14 protein-coding genes are annotated in these 18816 nt (G+C 73.3%); all 14 read right to left on the bottom strand.

Annotated elements, in window-relative coordinates; translation table 11 throughout:
- Positions 1 to 3: 3 nt before the first annotated feature.
- Positions 4 to 2358, bottom strand: coding sequence for a VWD domain-containing protein (locus GA0070611_RS31295; protein ID WP_091662087.1), 2355 nt, complete (start codon positions 2356 to 2358; stop codon positions 4 to 6).
- Positions 2355 to 2948 (bottom strand): hypothetical protein, encoded by a 594-nt coding sequence (locus GA0070611_RS11055; protein WP_091662084.1) that lies wholly within the window; start codon positions 2946 to 2948, stop codon positions 2355 to 2357. The genes GA0070611_RS31295 and GA0070611_RS11055 overlap by 4 nt, the downstream gene beginning before the upstream one ends.
- Positions 2949 to 3079: 131 nt before the next feature.
- A complete protein-coding gene (locus tag GA0070611_RS11050) occupies positions 3080 to 5743 on the bottom strand; it encodes a vWA domain-containing protein (RefSeq protein ID WP_091662081.1) in 2664 nt (887 codons plus the stop codon).
- 19 nt (positions 5744 to 5762) lie between these two features.
- The gene (locus GA0070611_RS11045) at positions 5763 to 7676 is read right to left on the bottom strand and encodes a DUF6519 domain-containing protein (RefSeq protein WP_091662077.1); all 1914 of its coding nucleotides are present in this window, start codon (positions 7674 to 7676) and stop codon (positions 5763 to 5765) included.
- A gap of 23 nt (positions 7677 to 7699) precedes the next feature.
- Entirely contained in the window at positions 7700 to 8257 is a 558-nt protein-coding gene (locus tag GA0070611_RS11040) for a hypothetical protein (RefSeq protein WP_091662073.1), read from the bottom strand.
- Between the two features lie 13 nt (positions 8258 to 8270).
- Complete coding sequence (locus tag GA0070611_RS11035) at positions 8271 to 11369, bottom strand: phage tail protein (protein ID WP_091662068.1); 3099 nt, start codon at positions 11367 to 11369, stop codon at positions 8271 to 8273.
- Positions 11366 to 12859 (bottom strand): baseplate J/gp47 family protein, encoded by a 1494-nt coding sequence (locus GA0070611_RS11030; RefSeq protein ID WP_091662065.1) that lies wholly within the window; start codon positions 12857 to 12859, stop codon positions 11366 to 11368. The genes GA0070611_RS11035 and GA0070611_RS11030 overlap by 4 nt, the downstream gene beginning before the upstream one ends.
- The gene (locus GA0070611_RS11025) at positions 12856 to 13227 is read right to left on the bottom strand and encodes a GPW/gp25 family protein (protein WP_091662063.1); all 372 of its coding nucleotides are present in this window, start codon (positions 13225 to 13227) and stop codon (positions 12856 to 12858) included. Before GA0070611_RS11025 ends, GA0070611_RS11030 begins: the two co-directional genes overlap by 4 nt.
- Positions 13224 to 13625 carry a hypothetical protein gene (locus tag GA0070611_RS11020; RefSeq protein WP_091662060.1) on the bottom strand — a complete coding sequence of 134 codons (402 nt, stop codon included), beginning with the start codon at positions 13623 to 13625 and terminating at the stop codon, positions 13224 to 13226. The genes GA0070611_RS11025 and GA0070611_RS11020 overlap by 4 nt, the downstream gene beginning before the upstream one ends.
- Positions 13626 to 13635: 10 nt before the next feature.
- Positions 13636 to 14382 (bottom strand): phage baseplate assembly protein V, encoded by a 747-nt coding sequence (locus tag GA0070611_RS11015; RefSeq protein ID WP_091662056.1) that lies wholly within the window; start codon positions 14380 to 14382, stop codon positions 13636 to 13638.
- A gap of 9 nt (positions 14383 to 14391) precedes the next feature.
- On the bottom strand, positions 14392 to 15519 hold the full coding sequence (locus tag GA0070611_RS11010; RefSeq protein ID WP_091662053.1) for a phage late control D family protein: 1128 nt from the start codon (positions 15517 to 15519) through the stop codon (positions 14392 to 14394).
- A complete protein-coding gene (locus GA0070611_RS11005; RefSeq protein ID WP_091662049.1) occupies positions 15519 to 15830 on the bottom strand; it encodes a hypothetical protein in 312 nt (103 codons plus the stop codon). The genes GA0070611_RS11010 and GA0070611_RS11005 overlap by 1 nt, the downstream gene beginning before the upstream one ends.
- Complete coding sequence (locus GA0070611_RS11000) at positions 15830 to 16408, bottom strand: CIS tube protein (RefSeq protein ID WP_091662044.1); 579 nt, start codon at positions 16406 to 16408, stop codon at positions 15830 to 15832. Before GA0070611_RS11000 ends, GA0070611_RS11005 begins: the two co-directional genes overlap by 1 nt.
- 10 nt (positions 16409 to 16418) lie before the next feature.
- Entirely contained in the window at positions 16419 to 18776 is a 2358-nt protein-coding gene (locus tag GA0070611_RS10995) for a hypothetical protein (RefSeq protein WP_091662041.1), read from the bottom strand.
- Positions 18777 to 18816 lie beyond the last annotated feature (40 nt).

Genomic DNA, 18816 nt, shown 5'->3' with positions numbered 1-18816 from the left:
CCCTCAGCCGCTCTGCCGGACGGTGACCGTCACGGTCCCGGTCTCCTCGGCGTACGGGTCGAGGACCAGGCTCCAGGTGCCGCCGCGCGGCAGCGGCTCGGTCTCGATCCGCCCGGTGCCGCCGATGACACAGCCCTCGGCGAACCGGTCGCCGTCCGGCCCGGTCAGCGCGAGCACGCCGCACCGGTCGGGCAGGCTGGCGGCGGTCACCTCGACGGTCACCCGCCGGCCGGCGTCGGCCGGGAAGCGCAGCCGGCTGGCCGCCCCCGGCCGGGTCACCGAGAGGGTGACCGACCGGCCGTCCGCGACGGTGTCGAGCAGTTGGTCGGGGGCGTCGCGGAGCCGGACGTCGGCCCAGCCGGTGTCGGCGGCGTACCCGTCGACCAGCAGCACGTACCGGCCGGTGGCGGGCAGGACCACGGTGTCGACGTGGCCCCGGCCGCCGATCACACAGCCGGTGGCCAGCGGCTGTCCGGCCGGGTCGAGCACTTTCAGCACGCCGCAGCGGTCGGTCAGGGTGCTGGCGTCGACCTGGACGAAGACCTGCTGCCCGGCCCGCCCGTCGAAGGCGAGCCGGCTCACCGCGCCCGGCCGGGCCAGCGTCGCCCGCACCGTCGGCCCCTCGGCGGCCAGCCGCAGTTCCTCGTCGGTCACCTCGACCACCCGCAGCGTCACCCGCCCCACCTCCTCGGCGTACGGGTCGAGCACCAGCCGGTGCTCCCCGGCGGCCGCGAGCCGGGTGGTGTCGATGAAGCCGGTGCCGCCGATGACGCAGCCGGTGGCGAGTTCGCGGCCCTGCGGGTCGAGCAGCTTCAGCACCCCGCAGCGGTCGGGCAGGGTGGCCGCGGTGACCTCGACGAAGACCTGCCGGCCGACGCCGCCGGGCACCGCCAGCTCGGCGGTGCCCCCGGGACGGGTCACCGCCAGCGTGACGGCACCGGGCGCGGCGGTGTCCCGCTGGGCCCGGGCCGCGTCGGTGGCGAACGCGACCTGCCCGGTGAGACCGACGTCGAGCACGCAGTCGGTGAGGATCGCCGGGTCGGTGACCCCGGCGCGCCGGCAGAGCAGCTCGGCGGTGGCCCGGCCCGGCAGGTCCCCGACGGTGAGCGCCCGGTCCGGGAAGCGGCGGTCGGTGAAGGTCGAGGTGTCCTGGCCGGGCCCGTAGTCGAAGAGCGAGCGCCGTTGTTCGACCCGCCAGCCGTCGGCGAAGCCGGGGTAGAGCGCGTCGAAGGCGGGCGGCTGGGCGAGCCGGTCGCCGGCGGCGGTGACCAGGTCGTCGGCCCGGTCGCCGTCGTGGTCGCCGAGCAGGCCGGTCAGCTTCCCGGCGCGGCCCGCCGGCACCCCGACGCTCACGCTGAGCCCCCACACCCCGATCGGGGCGGCGTCGAGCCGGCTGCCGTCCGGCCAGCCCACGGTGACCACGCCGTCGTCGCCGGTGTCCACGGTGCCGCCGCGCGGCAGCCGCACCGCACCGGGGGCGCGGGTGGCCGGCCCGCCGTTGACCCGTACCTGGGGGCCGTCGGGGGAGGCGTAGACGGCCACCCGGTCGCCGGCCACCCGGGCGGCCACCGCGGAGTTGACGGCCACCGTCCGGCTCGCCGGGAACATCGTCTGGCGGGTCTGCACCTCGAAGTCGTCGGCGGTGGATCGGGAGAGCACGAACTCGCCGGCCGCCTGGAAGTCGTAGCGCAGGCCGTCGTAGGTGACCAGGTGCGGGTCGCCGTTGCTGGTGGCGCACCGGTAGCCCGCACCGACCGCGGACACCGAGCAGCCGCCGCGGGGACGCTTCGGCGCCGGCGGGTCGCAGTCGCGCCCGTTCTGCGGCAGCTTCCCCCCGCTGTACGAGGTGCGCTCGGAGAGGCCGGCGCCCCGGCGGTACGCGTTCTCCACCTGCACGGCGTGCACCTCGGCCGGGTCGACGCCGCTGGCGAACCTCCCGCCCTGGGTGCAGAACTGGCCCCGGTCGGTGTCGTTCGCCGCGTCGAGGGCGTGGCTCATCTCGTGGATCAGGGTCGCGCACTGGTCCTCGGTGAACTCCGGGCCGCCGTCCTCGGGCAGCTTGCGACCGTCGTTCTCCGGCCACCAGTTGATCTGCACGTCGCTGCCCGGAACGGAGGTGGTGGTGCTGCTCTCCTTGCCGAAGATCGGTCGCCGTACCTTGATCGTCTTGCCCGAGGCCTGCAACTGGTCGAGGATGCCGGCGTTGCCGGAGCCGCGGAACTGCCCGACACAGCCGTCGTAGATCGGCTTCAGACCCGACTCGACCTCGACCACCGCGTACGCCGCCTGCGGGGCGAGCAGCACCAGCGCCGCCGCCAGCACCGCCGCCCGGCCGATGGTCCGCCGCACGCCGCTCACCCCCGCACCTCGAACCGGACCTCGCCGGCGCCGGTGGCGGTCGTACACGGATCGGCCGGCAGGTCCGACGCCGGTGGCCGCAGGTAGCGCAGCGTCACCCGGTACGCGCCCGGGCGGTCGACCGGCCACCAGGTGAGCGTGGCCCCGCCCCGCCCGTCCGGCGCGGCGGTGGTCAACGCCGACCCGGCCGGACCCTGCGGATCAGCGGGCAGGGTGAACTCGACCGACCCCTTCGGCGGCACGGTGACCAGGTTCTCGGCCAGGTACCCGCCGAAGTCCCGGTAGAAGTGGGCGGTGCCGATCGTCGGGGGCACCGCCGCGCCGTCGCGGGTCAGCGACGACACGCTCAGCCCGCCCGCCGCCACCCGGCTCAGCCGGCAGCCGGCGGCGTGCGGGTTGGTCAGCCGGATCCGCAGTTCGACCCGCTCCCCGGGCCGGTAGGACGGCTGCGAGGCGGTGACGGTGAGGCCGAGCGTCGCCGGGTCCCCACCGGGGGCGGGGGCCGGCCGCGACCGGCGGCACCCGGTCGCGCCGGCCAGCAGCAGCAGGGCCAGCGCGCCGGCCAGCGTCGCCCGCACGGGTGTCACCATGGCCGACCGCCTCCTCGGGTGGGACGTCGACGCCAGCGTCCGCCGGCGACGGCGGGAACGCTGTCGCCGGCGGACGCCTGCGCTGTCCGGTTGCCGACGCCGGTGGCGGCGCCGCCGTCACCGGCCGGGGCTCACGCGCTGGTGCGCGGGTGCCGCCAGTCGCCGGCCGGCTGGCCGGGGGCCAGGTAGATCTTCGGCAGGATCACGCCGTTGACCGAGACCCGCAGCGTCGGCTTGGTGCCGCGCTTGAAGACCACCGTGCGGGTGTACGTGCCGTCGGTGTTGACCGGCGGCGGCTGCTGGTCGCGCACGTGCGCGAACACACCCCCCTCGCTGCTGATCGCCCAGATGACCGTGTCGTCGAAGCCGGGGCCGAGCAGCTCCTTGAAGTCGTCCTGCGGGGTGATCGTCACCTTCACCGCGGTCAACGACGGCTCGGCGATCTTCAGGGTCTCCCGCCGGATGACGGTGGCCTTGCGGCTCACGCTGATCGCGGCCAGCGTGGACCGGTCCAGCCGGTGGCTGAACGGGTTGCCGTCGTCGTCCACGCCGTTGACGAAGAGCGTCCAGTTGTAGACGCCCTCGACGTGCACCTTGGCGAAGGTGTTGGTGTAGATGCCGTCACCGTCGACGTCGTGCAGCAGGTCGGTGCCGTCGACGAAGAGGCCGCCCGGGTCGGGGTTGCAGCGCGGCAGCCCGTCCCAGTCGTACTTCTCCAGGACCGCGTCGATCAGCGCGCCCCGGCCGCGCGGGCGGTCCTTGCCGTCGCCCTTGCGCCGCTGCTGGCGGGCGACGTCGTCCGGGTCGAGCCCGGCCAGCAACGAGCCGATCCCCTCGGCCGGCGCGTCCAGCACCGCCCGGACGGTGGCCCCGCGCACCGGCGCGAAGTCCTTGCGGATCTCCACCGCCAACTGCATCTCGTCGCCGGTCAGGTAGTCCTTGCGGTCCAGCGCCAGCGCCGACTTCACGTGCAGGTCCTCGAAGGCGAAGACGTCCTCCAGGGCGATCGGCTTGACCGCCGCGCCGTGGAAGCGCCGCACCCGCCAGGTCGCGGTGCCGCCGTTGAACGCGCCGGCGTCGGGTACGCCCAGGTAGAAGTGCCCCTCGAAGTCCGCCGGGACGATCTTCTCGACCACGAACGTGGTGCCGTCCCAGCGGGCGATCTCCACGGTGTCGATCACGTCGGCCGGGGTGGGCGGGTCGAGGGTCTTGAGGATGGCCACGCCGAACTTCTGGGCGTTGCTGGTGTCGAAGAAGACCTCGGTGAGCGGGGCCGGCGGCACCGGGTCGCCGACCACCCGGGTGAACCGGGTGAGCAGCTTGTTGGCCTCCTGCGACAGGGAGAACATGGTGGCGAACTGGTCGATCAGCGTACCGACGGTGAAGGCGGCCGCGAAGTGCCCGGCGGCGGCCAGGTTGTTCAGCACGGTGAAGTTCGGCGCCGAACCCAGGCCGATGGTGAACAGGTTCAGGTCGGTGGTCGGGCCGGTGATCTGGTCGATGGCCGGGTCCAGCTTGGCCGCCGCCCAGGTCTTCGGGTTGCCCGGGTCCGCGCCGGGCCCGATCTTGATGGTCCCGGCGTTCTCGTCGCCGTCGGTGAGCAGCACCACCGTGTAGCGCACGTTGGTCGGGAAGCCCGCCGCCTCCAGCTTCTGCAGGCCGAAGAAGAGGCCGTCGCCGATCGGGGTGCAGCCGCCCGGGTTGCCGAAGACCGGGCCGCTGAGGTCTGCGGCGGCGACCGCGGCGGGGGTGCCCAGCGGCACCACGTCGGTGATGAACGGCGGCCCGGCCGGCCCGGAGCTGCGGAACGAGCAGACGTTGTCCTCGAACACGGTGATGCCGATCCGGTCGTCGGCGTTGACCCCGTCGCGGAACTCGCCGAAGAAGTTGACGAAGATGCGGGCGGCCGTCTTCGCGTTGTCCCACCGGTGCTCGGCGCCCATGCTGCCGGAGCGGTCGAGGATCAACTGGACCCGCTGCGGGCGGGGGGTGATCGACGCGGCGCCGGTGCCGTGGCCGGTGAGGAAGGCCGGGCCGCCGATGCCCGGGTAGACCACGTCGACGGTGAACGTCACCGGGGTCGGCGCGTACACGCCGGGCAGCGGCACCGGGTTGAGGAACGCGTCGGTGAGCTGGTACGTCTGGCTGGTGCCGACCGGCGACGGCAGGCCCTGGATGGCGATCGTGCCCTGGTGGCCGAACTGGTACGTCGGCACCGGGGCCGGCAGCACCAGACCGTTGGCCGGGTTGGTGTTGCGCACCACCGTCGGGGTCAGCGCCGGGCCGGCCGCGCCCTGCGCGGTCACCGTCAGCAGCTGCTTCTCCAGCAGCGTCGCCGGCAGCCCGTTGTACGCGGCCACCGGGTCGCAGACCAGCCGGATCACGTTCGAGTTGAACGCGTTGTCGACCGCGTACCCCCAGGTGACGGCGGCGGTCGCGGAGACCCGTACCTCGTAGTGCTCGTCCAGGACGCCGGCCTCCGACGGGTCCTGGATGTTGCAGGTGAGCTGCGTGACGCCGCCGGAGCTGCTGCGGGTGGCGCTGACGTCGCGCCCGGCGATGCTGGCGCTGTCCACGGTCCCGGCGGTGGCCAGCGCGTCCAGGTCGACCGAGCCGCCGGGCGCGGTGACCCGGACCAGGGTGACGGTCAGCCCGGCCGGCGCCGGGTCCGGGTAGGAGACGGTGAACGAGCGCGGGACGTTGTTGAAGTCGAGTTGGGAGTTGACCACGAACGCCCTGGAGTTCGAGATGGTGTAGCTCGACGCGGCAGGGCTGTTCGGTGAGATGGCGGGCATGCTGCCTCTTTCCGGTGCGTCAGATGGCGGTGACGATTCGCTTGGCGTACAGGTCGAAGTTGCCGGCGCCGGGCCGGTCGCTGCGCCACAGCACCCAGATCCCCTGGCCGGGCACGAGGACCGGGTGCGGGTTCTGGTCGTTGGACGGGCTGGAGATCACCTGCTGCGCCGAACCCCACACCCCGGTGGCGGGGTCCCGACGGCGCAGGAACACCTCGTTGCCGGCGCCGGTGACCGGCCGGGTGGCCAGCAGGAAACAGGTGCCGTTGGCGTCCCGGGCGGCGGCCGGCTGGGTGTCCGCGTCGCTGCCCGGCACGGTCACGACGGCCCCGGTCTGCCAGCTGCCGCTCTGCGCGCTGACCACCTTGACCTGGGTGTCCTTGTAGAAGACCATCGCCTCGGTCGCGCTGACCCCGACCACGAACGGGTCGGTCCCGGCCAGCGGGGCCGGGATGACGTGGTCCACGGCCGAGGCGGCCGGCGCGGTGGGGGTGAGCCGGCCCAGCGTCATCGTGTTGCCGGCGGTGGTCACGTACCCGAACCAGACGACACCCCCGGCGGCGGTGGCGTGCAGGCCCCCGGCGACGCCCGCGGCGGCCGGGGCCGGCAGCGCCACCGGGGTGGCGTCCAGGAAGGTGCTGTCGGTGTGCCGGTAACGGCGGAAGAACCAGGTGTTGGTGGCCGCCTGCCGGACGAAGAAGGTGACGATGTCCGCGGACAGCACGCCGAACGGGGTCTCGTCGGCGGTGCCGGCGGTCGCCGACAGCGCCTGCTCGGGGGCGGCGGCCAGCCCGGCGAGGGTGGCCCGCTTGAACACCACGTCGGTGCTGGCGCTGCTGAGCAGCCCGTTCTGGTACGCCACCAGGAACTCGCCGTTGGGCAGCGGCACCGCGGTCGGCTCGACGTGGGTGGTGCCGCTGGTCACCGCGACGGCCGGGGCGAAGCCCGCGTCCGGGGCGGCCAGGTCGATCCGGGTGGCGAAGATCTGGTTGACGCTGCCGACCCGGGGCGAGATCCAGAACGCGGCCAGCCCGTTCTGCGAGTCCAGCACGAACGCCCGCCGGATGGTGTCCGAGCCCGGACCGGGTGACACCGACAGGTCGGCGGTGGTGGGCAGCTGCCCGGCCAGCAGCGCGTTGATCGCCTCCCGCAGGCTGATCGGCGGGCGGCCCTGCCCGGCCCGGTAGTCGTACGGGTCGACGCCGAGCAGGTCGGTGACCAGGTTCGCCGGGGGCAGCAGCAGCCGCCGCTGCCGGCGGTCGATGATCTGCCCGTCGGCCACCACGTCCTGCCCGGTGAAGCGTTGCAGCACCGCCAGGGTGGCGTACGAGTGCCCCGGCAGGTGCGGGCCGGGTGTCGTCTCCGGGTACGCCCGGACCACCCACTCGCGGCGGGTCCGCGCGCAGGTCTCCACCCCGAGCCCGGTGTGGATCAGCCCCGGGTCCTCGTCGGGGGTGAGCAGCCGTTCCCAGACGTCCAGCTCCACCAGCACCCGGTGGTCGGTGACCGGGGTGTCCAGCTTGGTCACCACCGGCACCCCGAGCCGGGTGGCCAGCGCCGCCGCGCCCGGCTGGCTCTCGTGCAGCGGCTGCTGGTCGAACTTCACGTCCGAGCGCAGGAACACGTCCAGGCCGTCCACGATGAACCGGCCGACCTGCCGCAGCGCGGCCTCGGCGTTGGGCAGGCTGCCACCCGGGCCCTGTACGCCGGCCCGGATGGTGAAGCTGTTCGCGGGCCCGGTGCCGATCCGGAACCCGTCGTTGCCCTCCGGCACGCCGTCCCCGACGTACCACTTGAGGAAGGCGCGCAACTCGAACTTGCGGATGTCGTCCTGGGTGTTCCAGTCGGCGTCCACGATGGGGACACCCTGCTGGAGCCGGACGTTGACGTGTGCGAGCAGCGGATCGAAGGTGCTCGCCGTGATGACGGCCATCTGGTCGCCTCCTTCGCGGATCGTCAGAACACCAGCCAGATGGTCCGCTCGAGCGTGCTCGCGGGGTCCTTGGCGATGGCGGGATGGGTGCGGTAGTTCAGCAGCACCTGGGTGCCGTCGAGCCGGGCCACCAGCCCGAACTCGCGCAGTGTGCTGGTGGCGTGGTTGCCGTCCGGCCAGGCCGGCACCCCCGGCCCGAGCAGTGCCTTGAGCTGGAGGGTGCCGGTGGGCGTGGCCGAGATGGTGCCGGTGGCGGGGTCGATGTAGTCCAGTTGCAGCTGCGCTCGGGGCACCAGGTGCGGGTGCGGGTCGACCAGCGCCGCCTGGGTGGGGGAGGGCTGCGGCGGGCCGCTCGCGTCCCAGGCGGGCAGCCCGGCGCCGACGGCGAGGCCGAGCACCGACTCCGCGGTGGTGGGGGTGCCCCGGACGAACCCGGCCAGCAGCCGCCGGAAGTCCGTCACGATCGTGTTGCGCACCCAGCCGCGGTCCCACCGCTGTTCTCCGTCGGCGTCGTGCAGGACGTCCCGGAACTGGCCGTACAGGCCCGCCGCCGGGCGTTCGATGCGGTCGTCGGAAGTCATCTCAGGTCCCCTGTCACTGCAGCGGTGGGTGGTGGGTGCGCCAGCGCAGGCTGGTCAGGTCGGTCGGGTCCGCGGTGGTCCCCCGGGCCTCCGGATCGGTCGGCGGGGGAGTGGACAGCTGGGCGCTGCCGAGCACGCCCCAGCCGGGCAGCAGCACCGAGACCGGCCCCTCACCGACGCTCAGGTGGTCGATGTCGGGATGCTTGTCCAGGTACGTGTCGAGCAGGTCCGCCCCGGCCGGGTAGACGTACTCGACCTCGGCGCGGGGGGCCAGCCAGACCACGGCCCGCAGGTTGATCGGCAGGAAGCGGCGCAGCACCGCGCGCAGCCGTTCGGCCATGCTCTCGTCGAGCAGCCCGGATACGGCCTGGGTGAGGTAGAGCCCGACGGTGCCCCGGGTGTAGATCTCGTCCTCGCGCAGCGGCTGCGCCGTGCTCGCCCCGTCCGGCCGGTGCGGGGTGTACGCGACCAGGTCGTCCCAGGCGCGCCGGCGGCGCAGCCGGTCGACGTCGCCGAGCACCACGGTCGTCGAGCCCGCGTACCGGTGCAGGGTGCCGGTGTGCTGTCCGGCCGCGCCGCCCACCGTGTCGTACCCGACGGAGCGGTCGGTGCGGTGCAGCAGCCAGCGGGCGCCGCCGACGTCGACCGGGGCCGGCCAGGTGTCCGCGGGCGCCCCGGCGGTGATCCGGGCCGCGCTGCCGCCCACCGGCACCGACCACAGGTCCGCGCCGCCACCGCGGTCGGAGCGGAAGAACACCAACGGCGGCAGGCCCGGACGGACGGCCAGCCCCGGCTCGCGGTCGCCGGCGGTGTCCGGCGCGGGCGGCGGGGTCAGCGCGGCCTCGGCGCCCCACGCCCCGCCGGCCGGGCGGCTGCGCTGCCGCAGCGACCAGCCGGCCGCCCCGACCGCGCCCTGCCGGGACCACACCGCCCAGACCCGGCCGTCCGGGTCCCGCCCGAGGGTAGGTTCCCGGCTGGCCAGCGGGCCGGCGGTGAGCGCCTCGTCGGCGCCCCACGCGGTGCCGTCGAAGCGCGCGGTACGCACCTGCCAGGCGGTGCCGTCGTGCCGGGCGTACGCCAGGCGCACCGTGCCGGCCGCGTCGTCGGGGCAGGCGGCCAGGTCGGCGAGGCGCCCGGCCGGCACGATCGGCAGCGGCTGCGGCTCGCGCCAGTCGATCCGGTCGCCCCAGTCACCGGCGGCGCGGCAGTTGTCCGGGCCGAAGCCGAGCGCGGCGGCGGCCGTGGAGGTGGCCAGGTCCACCTCCAGCCGGGCGTCCCCGCCGGTGAGCACCGAGGTCAGTCGCAGCGCGCCGCCGGGCGCCGCCGACGCGGTGAGCAGCCCGGCGAGCCGGCTGTTGAGCACGGCGACCACGTCCCCGATCGAGGGGGCGGCCGGGTCGGCGAAGTCGGTGGCCGCGAACTGGGCCGCCCGGGCCCGGCCCGCGGCGTCGCGGACCAGCAGGAACGAGCCGTGCGGGAGCGGGAACGGGGTGCCGGCCCGGCCGGTCAGCACGGCCGGCGCCGGGTCGGCGGTGGCGCCGACGCTGAACAGGATCCGGGCGTCCGGGGTGCCGGGCCGGTCGACCCAGGCCAGCAGGATCCGCGCCGGCAGCCCGGGCCCGGCCGGCGGCAGCGCGGCGGCGGCCGGCTCGCCACCGGGGAAGAGCGGCGTCGAGCTGCCCCACTGCCCGTCCCGGTACGGCTTGACCTGGATCTGGCCGACCGGCTCGGCCGGCACGAACGGCGCGGGGGTCGGCCCGTCGGCAGGACGTCCGGGGTCCCCGACGACCGGCGGCCGGGGGAAGGCGTCGCCGGCCACCGCCCGGCGGGCGGCCCGGTTGTCGACCGGGCCGAGCGGGTCGGCGACGGCGTGGAACAACCGGAACGCCGCCGCCCCGGCCGGCACCACCGACAGCCGGCCGCGGGGCGCACCGTCCAGGGTGACCAGGCTCGACTCGGGGGCCTCGACCCGTAGCGTGCCCCCGTGCGCGTCCAGGCGCAGCCGCCCGCCCGGCACGGCGGTGGCGGTCAGGTGGACGAACTGCCGGTTCAGGGCGGCGGCGACCTCGGCGGTGGTGGCCGCGCCGAGGTTCACCGCGTCGCCCCGGGCGAAGCGTGCGGTGACCGGTCCCGCCCCGTCGGTGCTGACCGTCAGTTCCATGCCGGCGCGCAGCGGGAACGGTCCGCTGGTCGTGCCGGTCACCGTCGCCGACCCGGCGCCGGTGTTCGGCGGCGCGAAACCCAGCAGGTCGGCGGCGTCGCCGGCGGCGACCCAGCCGGCGCCGGTCTCGCGCAGCGCGAAGACGTTCTGCTGCGGGGCGTGGTGGGCGCGGGTGATGTGCTGCGCGTACTCGGCGACCTGGATCTGCCAGCCGGTGTACCGGGTGACGATGGAGCGCAGGTTCGGCACGGTGCCCACGCCGCGGTAGAGGTGCGGGGCGGCGCGCACCTCGTTGCGTTGGGAGTAGACCGGCAGCGTCCGGTCGGTGCGCCAGTCCAGGAACGCCGCCAGCAGGGGCAGGTAGTCCGGGGCCACCCGGTCGACGTCGTGCAGTTGACGCAGCGCCTCGGCGGTGCTGCGCATCAGGCCCAGCGGCGCGGTCGCCGCGGTGAGGAAACGGCGCAGCTGTCCGGCCCCGCGCAACTGCGGCGGCAGCACCCGAAGCGCCTCCTGCACGCCCGGGTCGAGGGCGTGCACCTCGTCCGGGCGCAACGGGCGGTCCTCCCGCTGGTGCACCGCCGGCAGCAGCCGGTAGAGGCGCTCGCCCAGGCCGTGCTCGTCGGTGGCGAGGGCGCTGGCCCGGGCCCCCTCCCCGGCGTGGAAGTCGGTGCCGTCGTAGCTGAAGACCGTGTAGTAGTAGCGGGTCAGTGGGGTCAGCCCGGTGTCGACGAGCCGGTCGACCACCGGCGCGGTCTCGTCGTGCACCACCACGCCGTCGTCCGGGCCGAGCGGGAACGTCCGTTCCCGCCGGACCACCCGCACGCCGAGCAGGAAGCCGCCGCCGAACGCCGACACCGGCGGGTTGGCCCAGGTCAGCTCGATCTCCCGGCCGAGCAGCCGGGGCACCGCCCGGACCCGGGTGGGACTGCGGTCGAGGGTGGTCGGGCTCATCGCGCCACCCCACCGGTGACGACCAGCCGGATCGTCTCGGCGTACCCGGCCCGGGCCAGCTCGAACGGCTCCAGCTCGATCACCCCGTCGGCGTCCACGCCGCCGTCGGGGGAGCGGCTGAACTGGGTGACGGTCAGCGACGCCACCTGGGGCAGGCTCTGCAGGGCGTCGTAGAGGCGGCTCAGGTATATCGGCTCGCCGAAGTCGACCCGGTCGAAGGCGATCAGGTCCGCCGCCGCGCCGGTCACCGCGGCCCGGACGTCCTCCTGCAGGAAGTACGGCTCGGCGCGCACGGTGGCCGCGAAGTAGACGTCGACCGGCTCGGGGCCGAGCACCCGCAGCACCGTGCCGGCCATCCGGGACTGCTCGAAGGCCGACAGCAGGTCCCGCCGCAGCAGCTCCGAGGGCTGCTCGACCCGGCCGCTGGGCGCCACGTACAGCAGCACGTCGTTCCAGTTCAACGCGACCGCCCGGGCCTTGCCCACGCCCGGCGTACGCAACGCCAGCTCGACGTGGTCGTCGGCGGTGACCGCCCGGTCCTGGGCCCGGTACAGCCGGGGCGCCAGGTCGCGGGCGCCGGTGATGCTCTCCGCGGCCGCGCCGCCGGTGCCGCCGGCCGGCGCGACGATCCGGCGCAGCGCGCTCACCGGGGAGGTGAACGTGGTGCCCGGCGGCACGTTGCCCTGCGGCCCGCCACCGACCCGGTACGTCGCCAGCAGCTCCACCGGGTCCAGCGCGCCGCCCCGGGGCGGGACCGCGCCGTTGACGCCGTCGCCGAAGAGCAGCGTCACCCGGCCGTCGGCGGCCCGCTGGGTGGCGAAGCAGCGTTGGGCGGGACCGGCGGTGGCCAGGGACCGCACCTCCTGCCACCGGGTGGGGCCACCGGGGCCGGCCACGGTGACGGTGACCGAGCCGCCGATGACCGGGCCCTCGCCGAGCGTGTAGAGCTGGTTGGGCGCGCCGTCCGAGACGCCCAGCAGCTCGTCGGTGACGGTGCGCCCCTCGACCGCGGTGACCGGGAGGAACCAGCGCAGGTTCTCCTCCACCACCGGGCCGAGGCCGGCGCCGGTGATGGTGGTGTCGCGGACCGCCTCGAACTGCTGCCGCTCGCCGGTGGGGGTCTGCGCGAGGAAGGCGGTGCCGGCCGGGACGGTCACCGGCAGCGGCTGCGCCGCGTCCACCGCGACGGCGAGCTCGACCGTGGCCGGCGGGGCGGAGCGCAGCTCGTAGCCGAGCAGCCGCAGCAGCTGCACCAGTGACTCCGGCTCGTCGCTGGTCTCCGGGAAGAGCTGCGCCGCGATCCGGGACTGGTAGTAGAGCGTGACGTCGGCCGCGTACGCGAACAACTCGATGAGCAGGACGCCCAGGTCGTTCTCCGAGTGGTCGGTCCACTCCGGCAGCGTCTGCCGGGCGATGGCCAGCATCGACTCCCGCAGCGCCTCGTACCCGAGGTTGGTGTAGTCGATGGGCAGTCCGCGTACCTCGCTCATGACGACCTCGGCAGCTTCAGTGCCACCCGCTGCGCCACCTCGGTCGAGTCGATGGCGTAGTCGAAGGTGACGGTGAGTTCGGACTCGTCGTGCGTCAGCCGGACCGGGCCGGTCAGCCGCGCCTGGGGCAGGTGGTTGCGCAGCGCCTGCTCGATCTCGTGCCGGATCAGGGTGCGCAGGGTGTGGTCGTTGGGCTGCTGGAGCCGGTGCTGCACGCCGCCGCCGTAGCCGCGCCGCAGCAGCCGCTCGCCGAGCCGGGTGGAGAGCAGGTGGCGCAGGTCGTCGGCGACCTTCTGCGGCCCCTCGCTGCGCGCGACGCCGCCGGCGGAGACGCGGAACGGCATCGCCATGCCCCGCAGCGTGGTCACCGGATCCTCCCGTTCAGGCTGGTCGGCGCGGCCGGGGTGGACGCGGGCACGGTCAGCGCGGCGATCGCGGCCTTGAGCGTGGCGCCACTGGCCGGCAGCGTCGGGTCCCAGGCGGCGAAGGCGGTACGCAGGCCCGCGTCGAAGGCCCGCAGCTGCTCCACCTCGGTGCGCAGCGCGGCGAGGAAGGCCCAGAAGGTCGGGTCCTGCGCGGCGGCGCTGATCGTCTCCGCGTCCTGGGTGAGGATCCGCCACACCCCGTCGCCGAGGGCGTCGAAGTTCGGCTTCACCTGGGGGTTGTCGACGTTGCCGCCCTGCGGCGGGTCCATCGTGTCGAGCTGCGCGCGCATCGCCTCGCGCAGTTCGGTGGCGCAGGTGGTCTTGTCCGGCCCGAGAGTCATCGCCCACCCCTCACGCGATCACTTTGGTCTGGGTGGTGATGGTGATCGGGACGGGCGCGCCCAGGTTGCCGATGCCCTGGTCGCCGAGGCGCAGCAGCGGCAGGCTGGCCCCGGCGCCGAGCATGATGACCGGCCCGTCGACGGTCGCGCCGGCCGGCCCCAGCTCGACCTTGGCCGCCCCGGCCTCGGCCTTGGCCGACGCCGCCTCCAGGGTCACCTTCGCCACCCCCGCGCCGTGCTTCACCGTCACCGCGCTGGAACCCAGCTCGATCTCGTGGTGGTTGACGCCGTCGGTGACCGTGATCCCGTTGGCGTCCAGGGTGATCGAGTGGCTGTTCTTCCCGTCGGTGAGCACCACCCCGTCCGCGTCGAAGGTGAGCCGGTGGGCGTTGACGCCGTCGGTGAGCACGACCGACTCGCTGCCCTCGGTGTCGTCGAAGATCAGCAGGTGGCCGGCGGCGGTCCGGAAGGCCCGCACGGTCGGCGGATTCTTCGCCGCCTCCGGGGCCCAGCTGCCGGGAACGTGCTGCACCCCCGTCCAGAGCGGACTGTTGCTGTCACCGCCCTCGAACTCCACCCACACGTTCATGTCCTTCGGAGGTACGAAGAACATCCCGTACGGCAGCGCGGCCCGCGCCGGCACCTGCTCCTCGGCGGGGAAGACGGTGGGCACACTGACCTGCACGATGCCGAGCTTGTCGGCGTCCCGGTTGTCCTTGACGACGCCGCTGTACTTGCCGAAGTACTGGTCAGCCACGGTCCCCCCTCACCGGACGGCCTTGAAGTCGGTCTTGTAGCCGCTGCTGTCGATCGTGTGGGTGACGCCGGTGACGTACCAGTCGCCGGCGAAGCGCTCGTGCACCCCGGTGATCGAGACGTTGCACTTGGCCCGCATCCAGATCGAGCCGAGGGTGGTGCCGGTGGCGGACATGCCGAGACGCCGGGACTCCAGCGCGCCGGTCTCGTCGTCGAGCTTCTGCTGGCTCGCCGCGACCGCCCCGGTCCTCGGGCGGGGCTTCGCCAGCTCCTGCTGGAGCTTCTCCCGGGCCTGCACGCCGACCTCGTACAGCGCGTCGATCCGGTCGAGGTCGACCCGGCTGGCCCGGCTGCCCAGGTCGGCGGCGAGCGGCCAGATGAACACCTCCACCGGCGGCTGCGGCGGGGTGTTGACCGCCCGGCCGCCGTCGTCGATGTCGTTGACCTCCTTGACCCGGTCGATGTAGCTGGCGTCGAAGGCCGGGCTGAAGGACATCAGGTTGCTGCCCGGCCCCTGCCGGTAGCGCAGCACCAGCTTGTCGGCCCGGTTGAGGTGCAGGATGCGCCGGTCCGGGATGAAGTAGAGGACCTCCCGCTCGTTCTCGTCGAGTTCGACGAAGCACTTCGCGGTGTACTTCTTCGCCAGGTCCTGCAGGAACGCCAGGTCGGTCTTGGCGTCCTGGTTCTCCCGGGTGACCCGGGGGTCGGGGCTCAGCCCGGCCACCACGTCGGCGAACCGGTACGGCTGGGCGATCTTGCGGACGATGGCGTTGACCGTGGTGCTGGTCCAGTTCTTCTTCTTCTCGACCAGGCCCATCTCGATCGACTTGTCCTCGCCCTTGATCTTCACCTGGGGCACGCCGTTCTCCGGGTAGGTCAACTCGACCTTGGTGATCAGCGCGCGCAGCAGCAGGGCGTGCTGGCCCGGCTCGGCGTACCCGAGGTCGATCTCGGCCACGCAGCCCTCCATCAGCGCGTCCGCGTAGATCATCCGCGGGTCGTTGACCGTGATCGTGGTGCTGTCGGCGAGCCGGTCGTCCTCGATGACCTGCACCGACGTCACCCACGGCGTGATGTCCTGCCCCTCGATCACCACCGAGAGGTACGGCACCCGGGCCGGCAGTCCCGGCGCGGTCACTAGAAGCTCCTCGCCCGGTTGGCCCGGGTGGCCTGGCCCGGGTCGGGCAGCCGCAGCTGCTCGCCCGGCGTCAGGTCCAGCGGGTAGCGCACCGGGTTCACGTCGAGCACCCGCCACCAGAGCTGCTCGTCGCCGAGGCGGCGGCGGGCGATCAGGTCGATCTGCTCACCCTGGCGGACCCGGTGCGTCTCGGTGCCGGCCGTGCCGGTGGTGTGCAGCCGCAGGCCCAGCACGTGCCGGCGGCTGCCGTCGGGCGCGACCACCTCCAGCACCGGCAGGCCGGCGAAACGGGAACTCGGCGGGATCGGCATCAGATCGCTCCTCCGGCGGCGGGATCGGGGTTGTACGGCGTCAGCTCGGCCAGGGTCACCTGCACCTCGGCCCGGATCGGGTCGAGGTCGGGGTTGTAGAGCTGTTCGGTGATGCTGACCTCGGTGACCACGCAGTCGACGACCCGCTCGCCGAAGCCGAACCGGCAGGTGGGCGGGGCCGCGAAGACGGTCTCCGCGCCGGCGTACAGGCCGGTGAAGCCGTCCGGGGCGCCGTTGGCGTCCTGCCAGCGTTCGGTGCGCGGGTGCACGAACGCGCGGTACTTGTTGAGTTCCGGGCCGATCCCGCCGCGCTCGTCGCGGGCCACGTCGATCTCGTCGTCCGCGGGCCCCTTGAACAGGCCGTCGACCACCACCGTGAACGACAGGGTCCGCTCACCGCCGGCGCTGTACTGCCGGACCGGCATGAGCATGCCGGGCGCGTTGAGCGTGGCGTAGCTGACCGAGCGCTTGTCGGTGACCTTGTCCGGGTTGTACTGGAACTGGACCAGGATCTCCGGGTCGAGGCCGACGCTGACGAGGAAGCCGCGGACCGGGTTGCGCAGTTGCAGGTTGCTCATCTGTGCCTCCTCACGCCGTCGCCGGACGCGCGCCGGCCTGGAAGTCCTGGGTGGACCGCAGCGCGCCGAGGCGGGCCTGGAGCTGTGCCACGATGTCGTCGGTGAGCAGCTGGGCGGAGTCGGCCTCCAGCCGGTCGGCGGTGATGCTGATGTTGATGCCGCCCGCGTTGACGGTCTGGTCGACGCTGGTCGCGCCGCCGACGGGAGCCGCCGCGAGCGCACCACCGGGGGCGAGCGCGCCCAGCCCGGCACCGGCCCCGACGGCGGCCGGTGGGGGTGGCGGCGGTGCCGCGGCGGCCAGGGTGGCCTGGTTCACCATGGCGTTCACGTCGATGGAGCCGAAGAGCGAGTCGCCGATGCCGCCTATCGCGTCGCCGATCCCGCCGAAGAGGTCGCCGACCCCGCCGGCCAGGTCACCGAGCACGCCGCCGATGTCGCCGAGCACGTCCCAGAGGCCGCCGGCGAGGTCGGTGACGGTGCTCAGGACGCTGCCCAGGCCGTCGAAGAGCTTGCTCAGCGTGGCGAGCGGCCCGGCGGCGTAGACCAGGGCGGCGGCGACCGCCCAGACGAAGCCGGCGATCAGCACCAGCCCGATCGCCATCGTGACCATGTCGCCGGCGGTCATGTTCGCCAACGTCGAGGCCAGCGCGGTGAGCTTCTCGATCAGGGTCGCCAGCCCCGGCAGCGCGTCGACCGCCTGCTGGGTGAGCGTGTTGATCGCCATCGACAGCAGCCAGACGAAGCCGGCGATCACGACGAACCCGATCGCGATCTGGATCATCTCGCCGGGGGAGAACTTCGCGATCGCGGTCATCAGCGCGGTGATCGCGGTGAAGAACTTCGCCAGCGGGTCGATCGCCGTGATCGCCTGGTCGGTGAGGGTGGCCAGCGCCTTGCCGAGCAGCCAGACGAAGCCGGCGATCAGCAGGAAGCCCACCGCGATGGTGACCATCTCGCCCGGCTTGAACCGGGCCAGCGCGGTCATCAGGTTGCCGATCGAGGTGAAGAACCGGTCCAGTTGCGGGACGATCTTCTCCAGGTCGGAGGTGACCTGCTGGAACGCCCGGCCGAGCAGCCACACGAAGCCGGCGATGGCGAGGAACCCGACGGCGATGGTGGCCAGCTCGCCGACCTTGAACTTCGACAGGGTCGTCATGAGTTTGGCGATGGAGTCGAAGAAGGTGTTGAGGTGCGGGATCACCTTCTCCAGGTCGGTGGTGAACTGTTGGAAGGCCTTGCCGAGCAGGGCGACGAAGCCGGCGATGGCGGCGAATCCGGCGGCGATGGTGATCATTTCGCCGACGTCGAACTTCGACAGCGTGGTCATGAGTTTGGCGATGGAGTCGAAGAAGGTGTTGAGGTGCGGGATCACCTTCTCCAGGTCGGTGGTGAACTGCTGGAAGGCTTTGCCGAGCAGGGCGACGAAGCCGGCGATGGCGGCGAATCCGGCGGCGATGGTGATCATTTCGCCGACGTCGAACTTCGACAGCGTCGTCATCAGCTTGGCGATCGCCTCGAAGAACGAGTTGAGCTGCGGGACCACCTTCTCCAGGTCCGTGGTGAACTGCTGGAACGCCTTGCCCAGCGCGGCCACGAAGAGCGCGATGGCCGCGAAACCCCCCGCGATCATCCCCAGCTCGCCGAGGCTGAACTTGGCCAGCGCGTTGATCAGCGGGATCAGCCCGAGCGACAGCAGCACCACCGCGGCGGCCGCCTTCAGCGCGCCCGCGCCGAAGGTGGCCAGCGCCGCGCTGACCCCGAACAGGAACGCCACGATGACCGCCAGGCCCAGCGCCAGCAGACCGATCAGCCCCAGCAGCTTCAACAGGTCGATGTTCGCCAGCGGGTCCGCGCCGGTCACGACGATCTGGATGGTCCCGGTCAGCCCGATGCCCTGGTTGAGCTTGTCCAGGATCGCCTGGAGCAGTCCGATGATCACCGAACCGATCCCGCTGACCTCGGTGGCGAAGCTCGCCACCAGACTCTCGATCCGGGCCAGTCCCTCGATGATCTGGTGCAGGTGCAGGTGGGAGCGGCCGTCCAACCAGCGCATGTAGGCGATGTGGTCGAGCAGTTCGAGGAACTTGTTGTAGCTCAGGTAGGCCACCGCCCACCGGGTGGCCTCGATGTGGTCGAGCAGCGCCTCGTTCATGATCTGGACCTTGAGCCGCCGGTCGGCGACGCCGTTGAACACGTCGACCACGTCGATGCTCAACATCCGCAGCCCGTCCTGGAGCGCCAGCAGGGCCGTCTCGATCCGGTCCAACGGCGGACGGACCACGTCGACCAGGCCGCTGCGCACGTACGCGCCGATCAGGCGGGCACTGTTGTCGCTCAGCGACAGCGAGATGGGCAGCACCCCGTCCACCGCGGTTCACCGTCCTTTCCTGGTATCCGTCGCACCGTCA

The sequence above is a fragment of the Micromonospora auratinigra genome (genome assembly GCF_900089595.1).
Classification (GTDB): Bacteria; Actinomycetota; Actinomycetes; order Mycobacteriales; family Micromonosporaceae; genus Micromonospora; species Micromonospora auratinigra.
This window is presented reverse-complemented; position numbering and strand designations above follow the sequence as displayed.

What these genes read in the sequence shown, in the direction of transcription:
- GA0070611_RS11050 (WP_091662081.1), bottom strand. Translation starts at nt 5,743, where the DNA reads ATGCCCGCCATCTCACCGAACAGCCCTGCCGCGTCGAGCTACACCATC.
- GA0070611_RS11055 (WP_091662084.1), bottom strand. Translation starts at nt 2,948, where the DNA reads ATGGTGACACCCGTGCGGGCGACGCTGGCCGGCGCGCTGGCCCTGCTG.
- GA0070611_RS11040 (WP_091662073.1), bottom strand. Translation starts at nt 8,257, where the DNA reads ATGACTTCCGACGACCGCATCGAACGCCCGGCGGCGGGCCTGTACGGC.
- GA0070611_RS11020 (WP_091662060.1), bottom strand. Translation starts at nt 13,625, where the DNA reads ATGACTCTCGGGCCGGACAAGACCACCTGCGCCACCGAACTGCGCGAG.
- GA0070611_RS11030 (WP_091662065.1), bottom strand. Translation starts at nt 12,859, where the DNA reads ATGAGCGAGGTACGCGGACTGCCCATCGACTACACCAACCTCGGGTAC.
- GA0070611_RS11035 (WP_091662068.1), bottom strand. Translation starts at nt 11,369, where the DNA reads ATGAGCCCGACCACCCTCGACCGCAGTCCCACCCGGGTCCGGGCGGTG.
- GA0070611_RS11005 (WP_091662049.1), bottom strand. Translation starts at nt 15,830, where the DNA reads ATGCCGATCCCGCCGAGTTCCCGTTTCGCCGGCCTGCCGGTGCTGGAG.
- GA0070611_RS11045 (WP_091662077.1), bottom strand. Translation starts at nt 7,676, where the DNA reads ATGGCCGTCATCACGGCGAGCACCTTCGATCCGCTGCTCGCACACGTC.
- GA0070611_RS11000 (WP_091662044.1), bottom strand. Translation starts at nt 16,408, where the DNA reads ATGAGCAACCTGCAACTGCGCAACCCGGTCCGCGGCTTCCTCGTCAGC.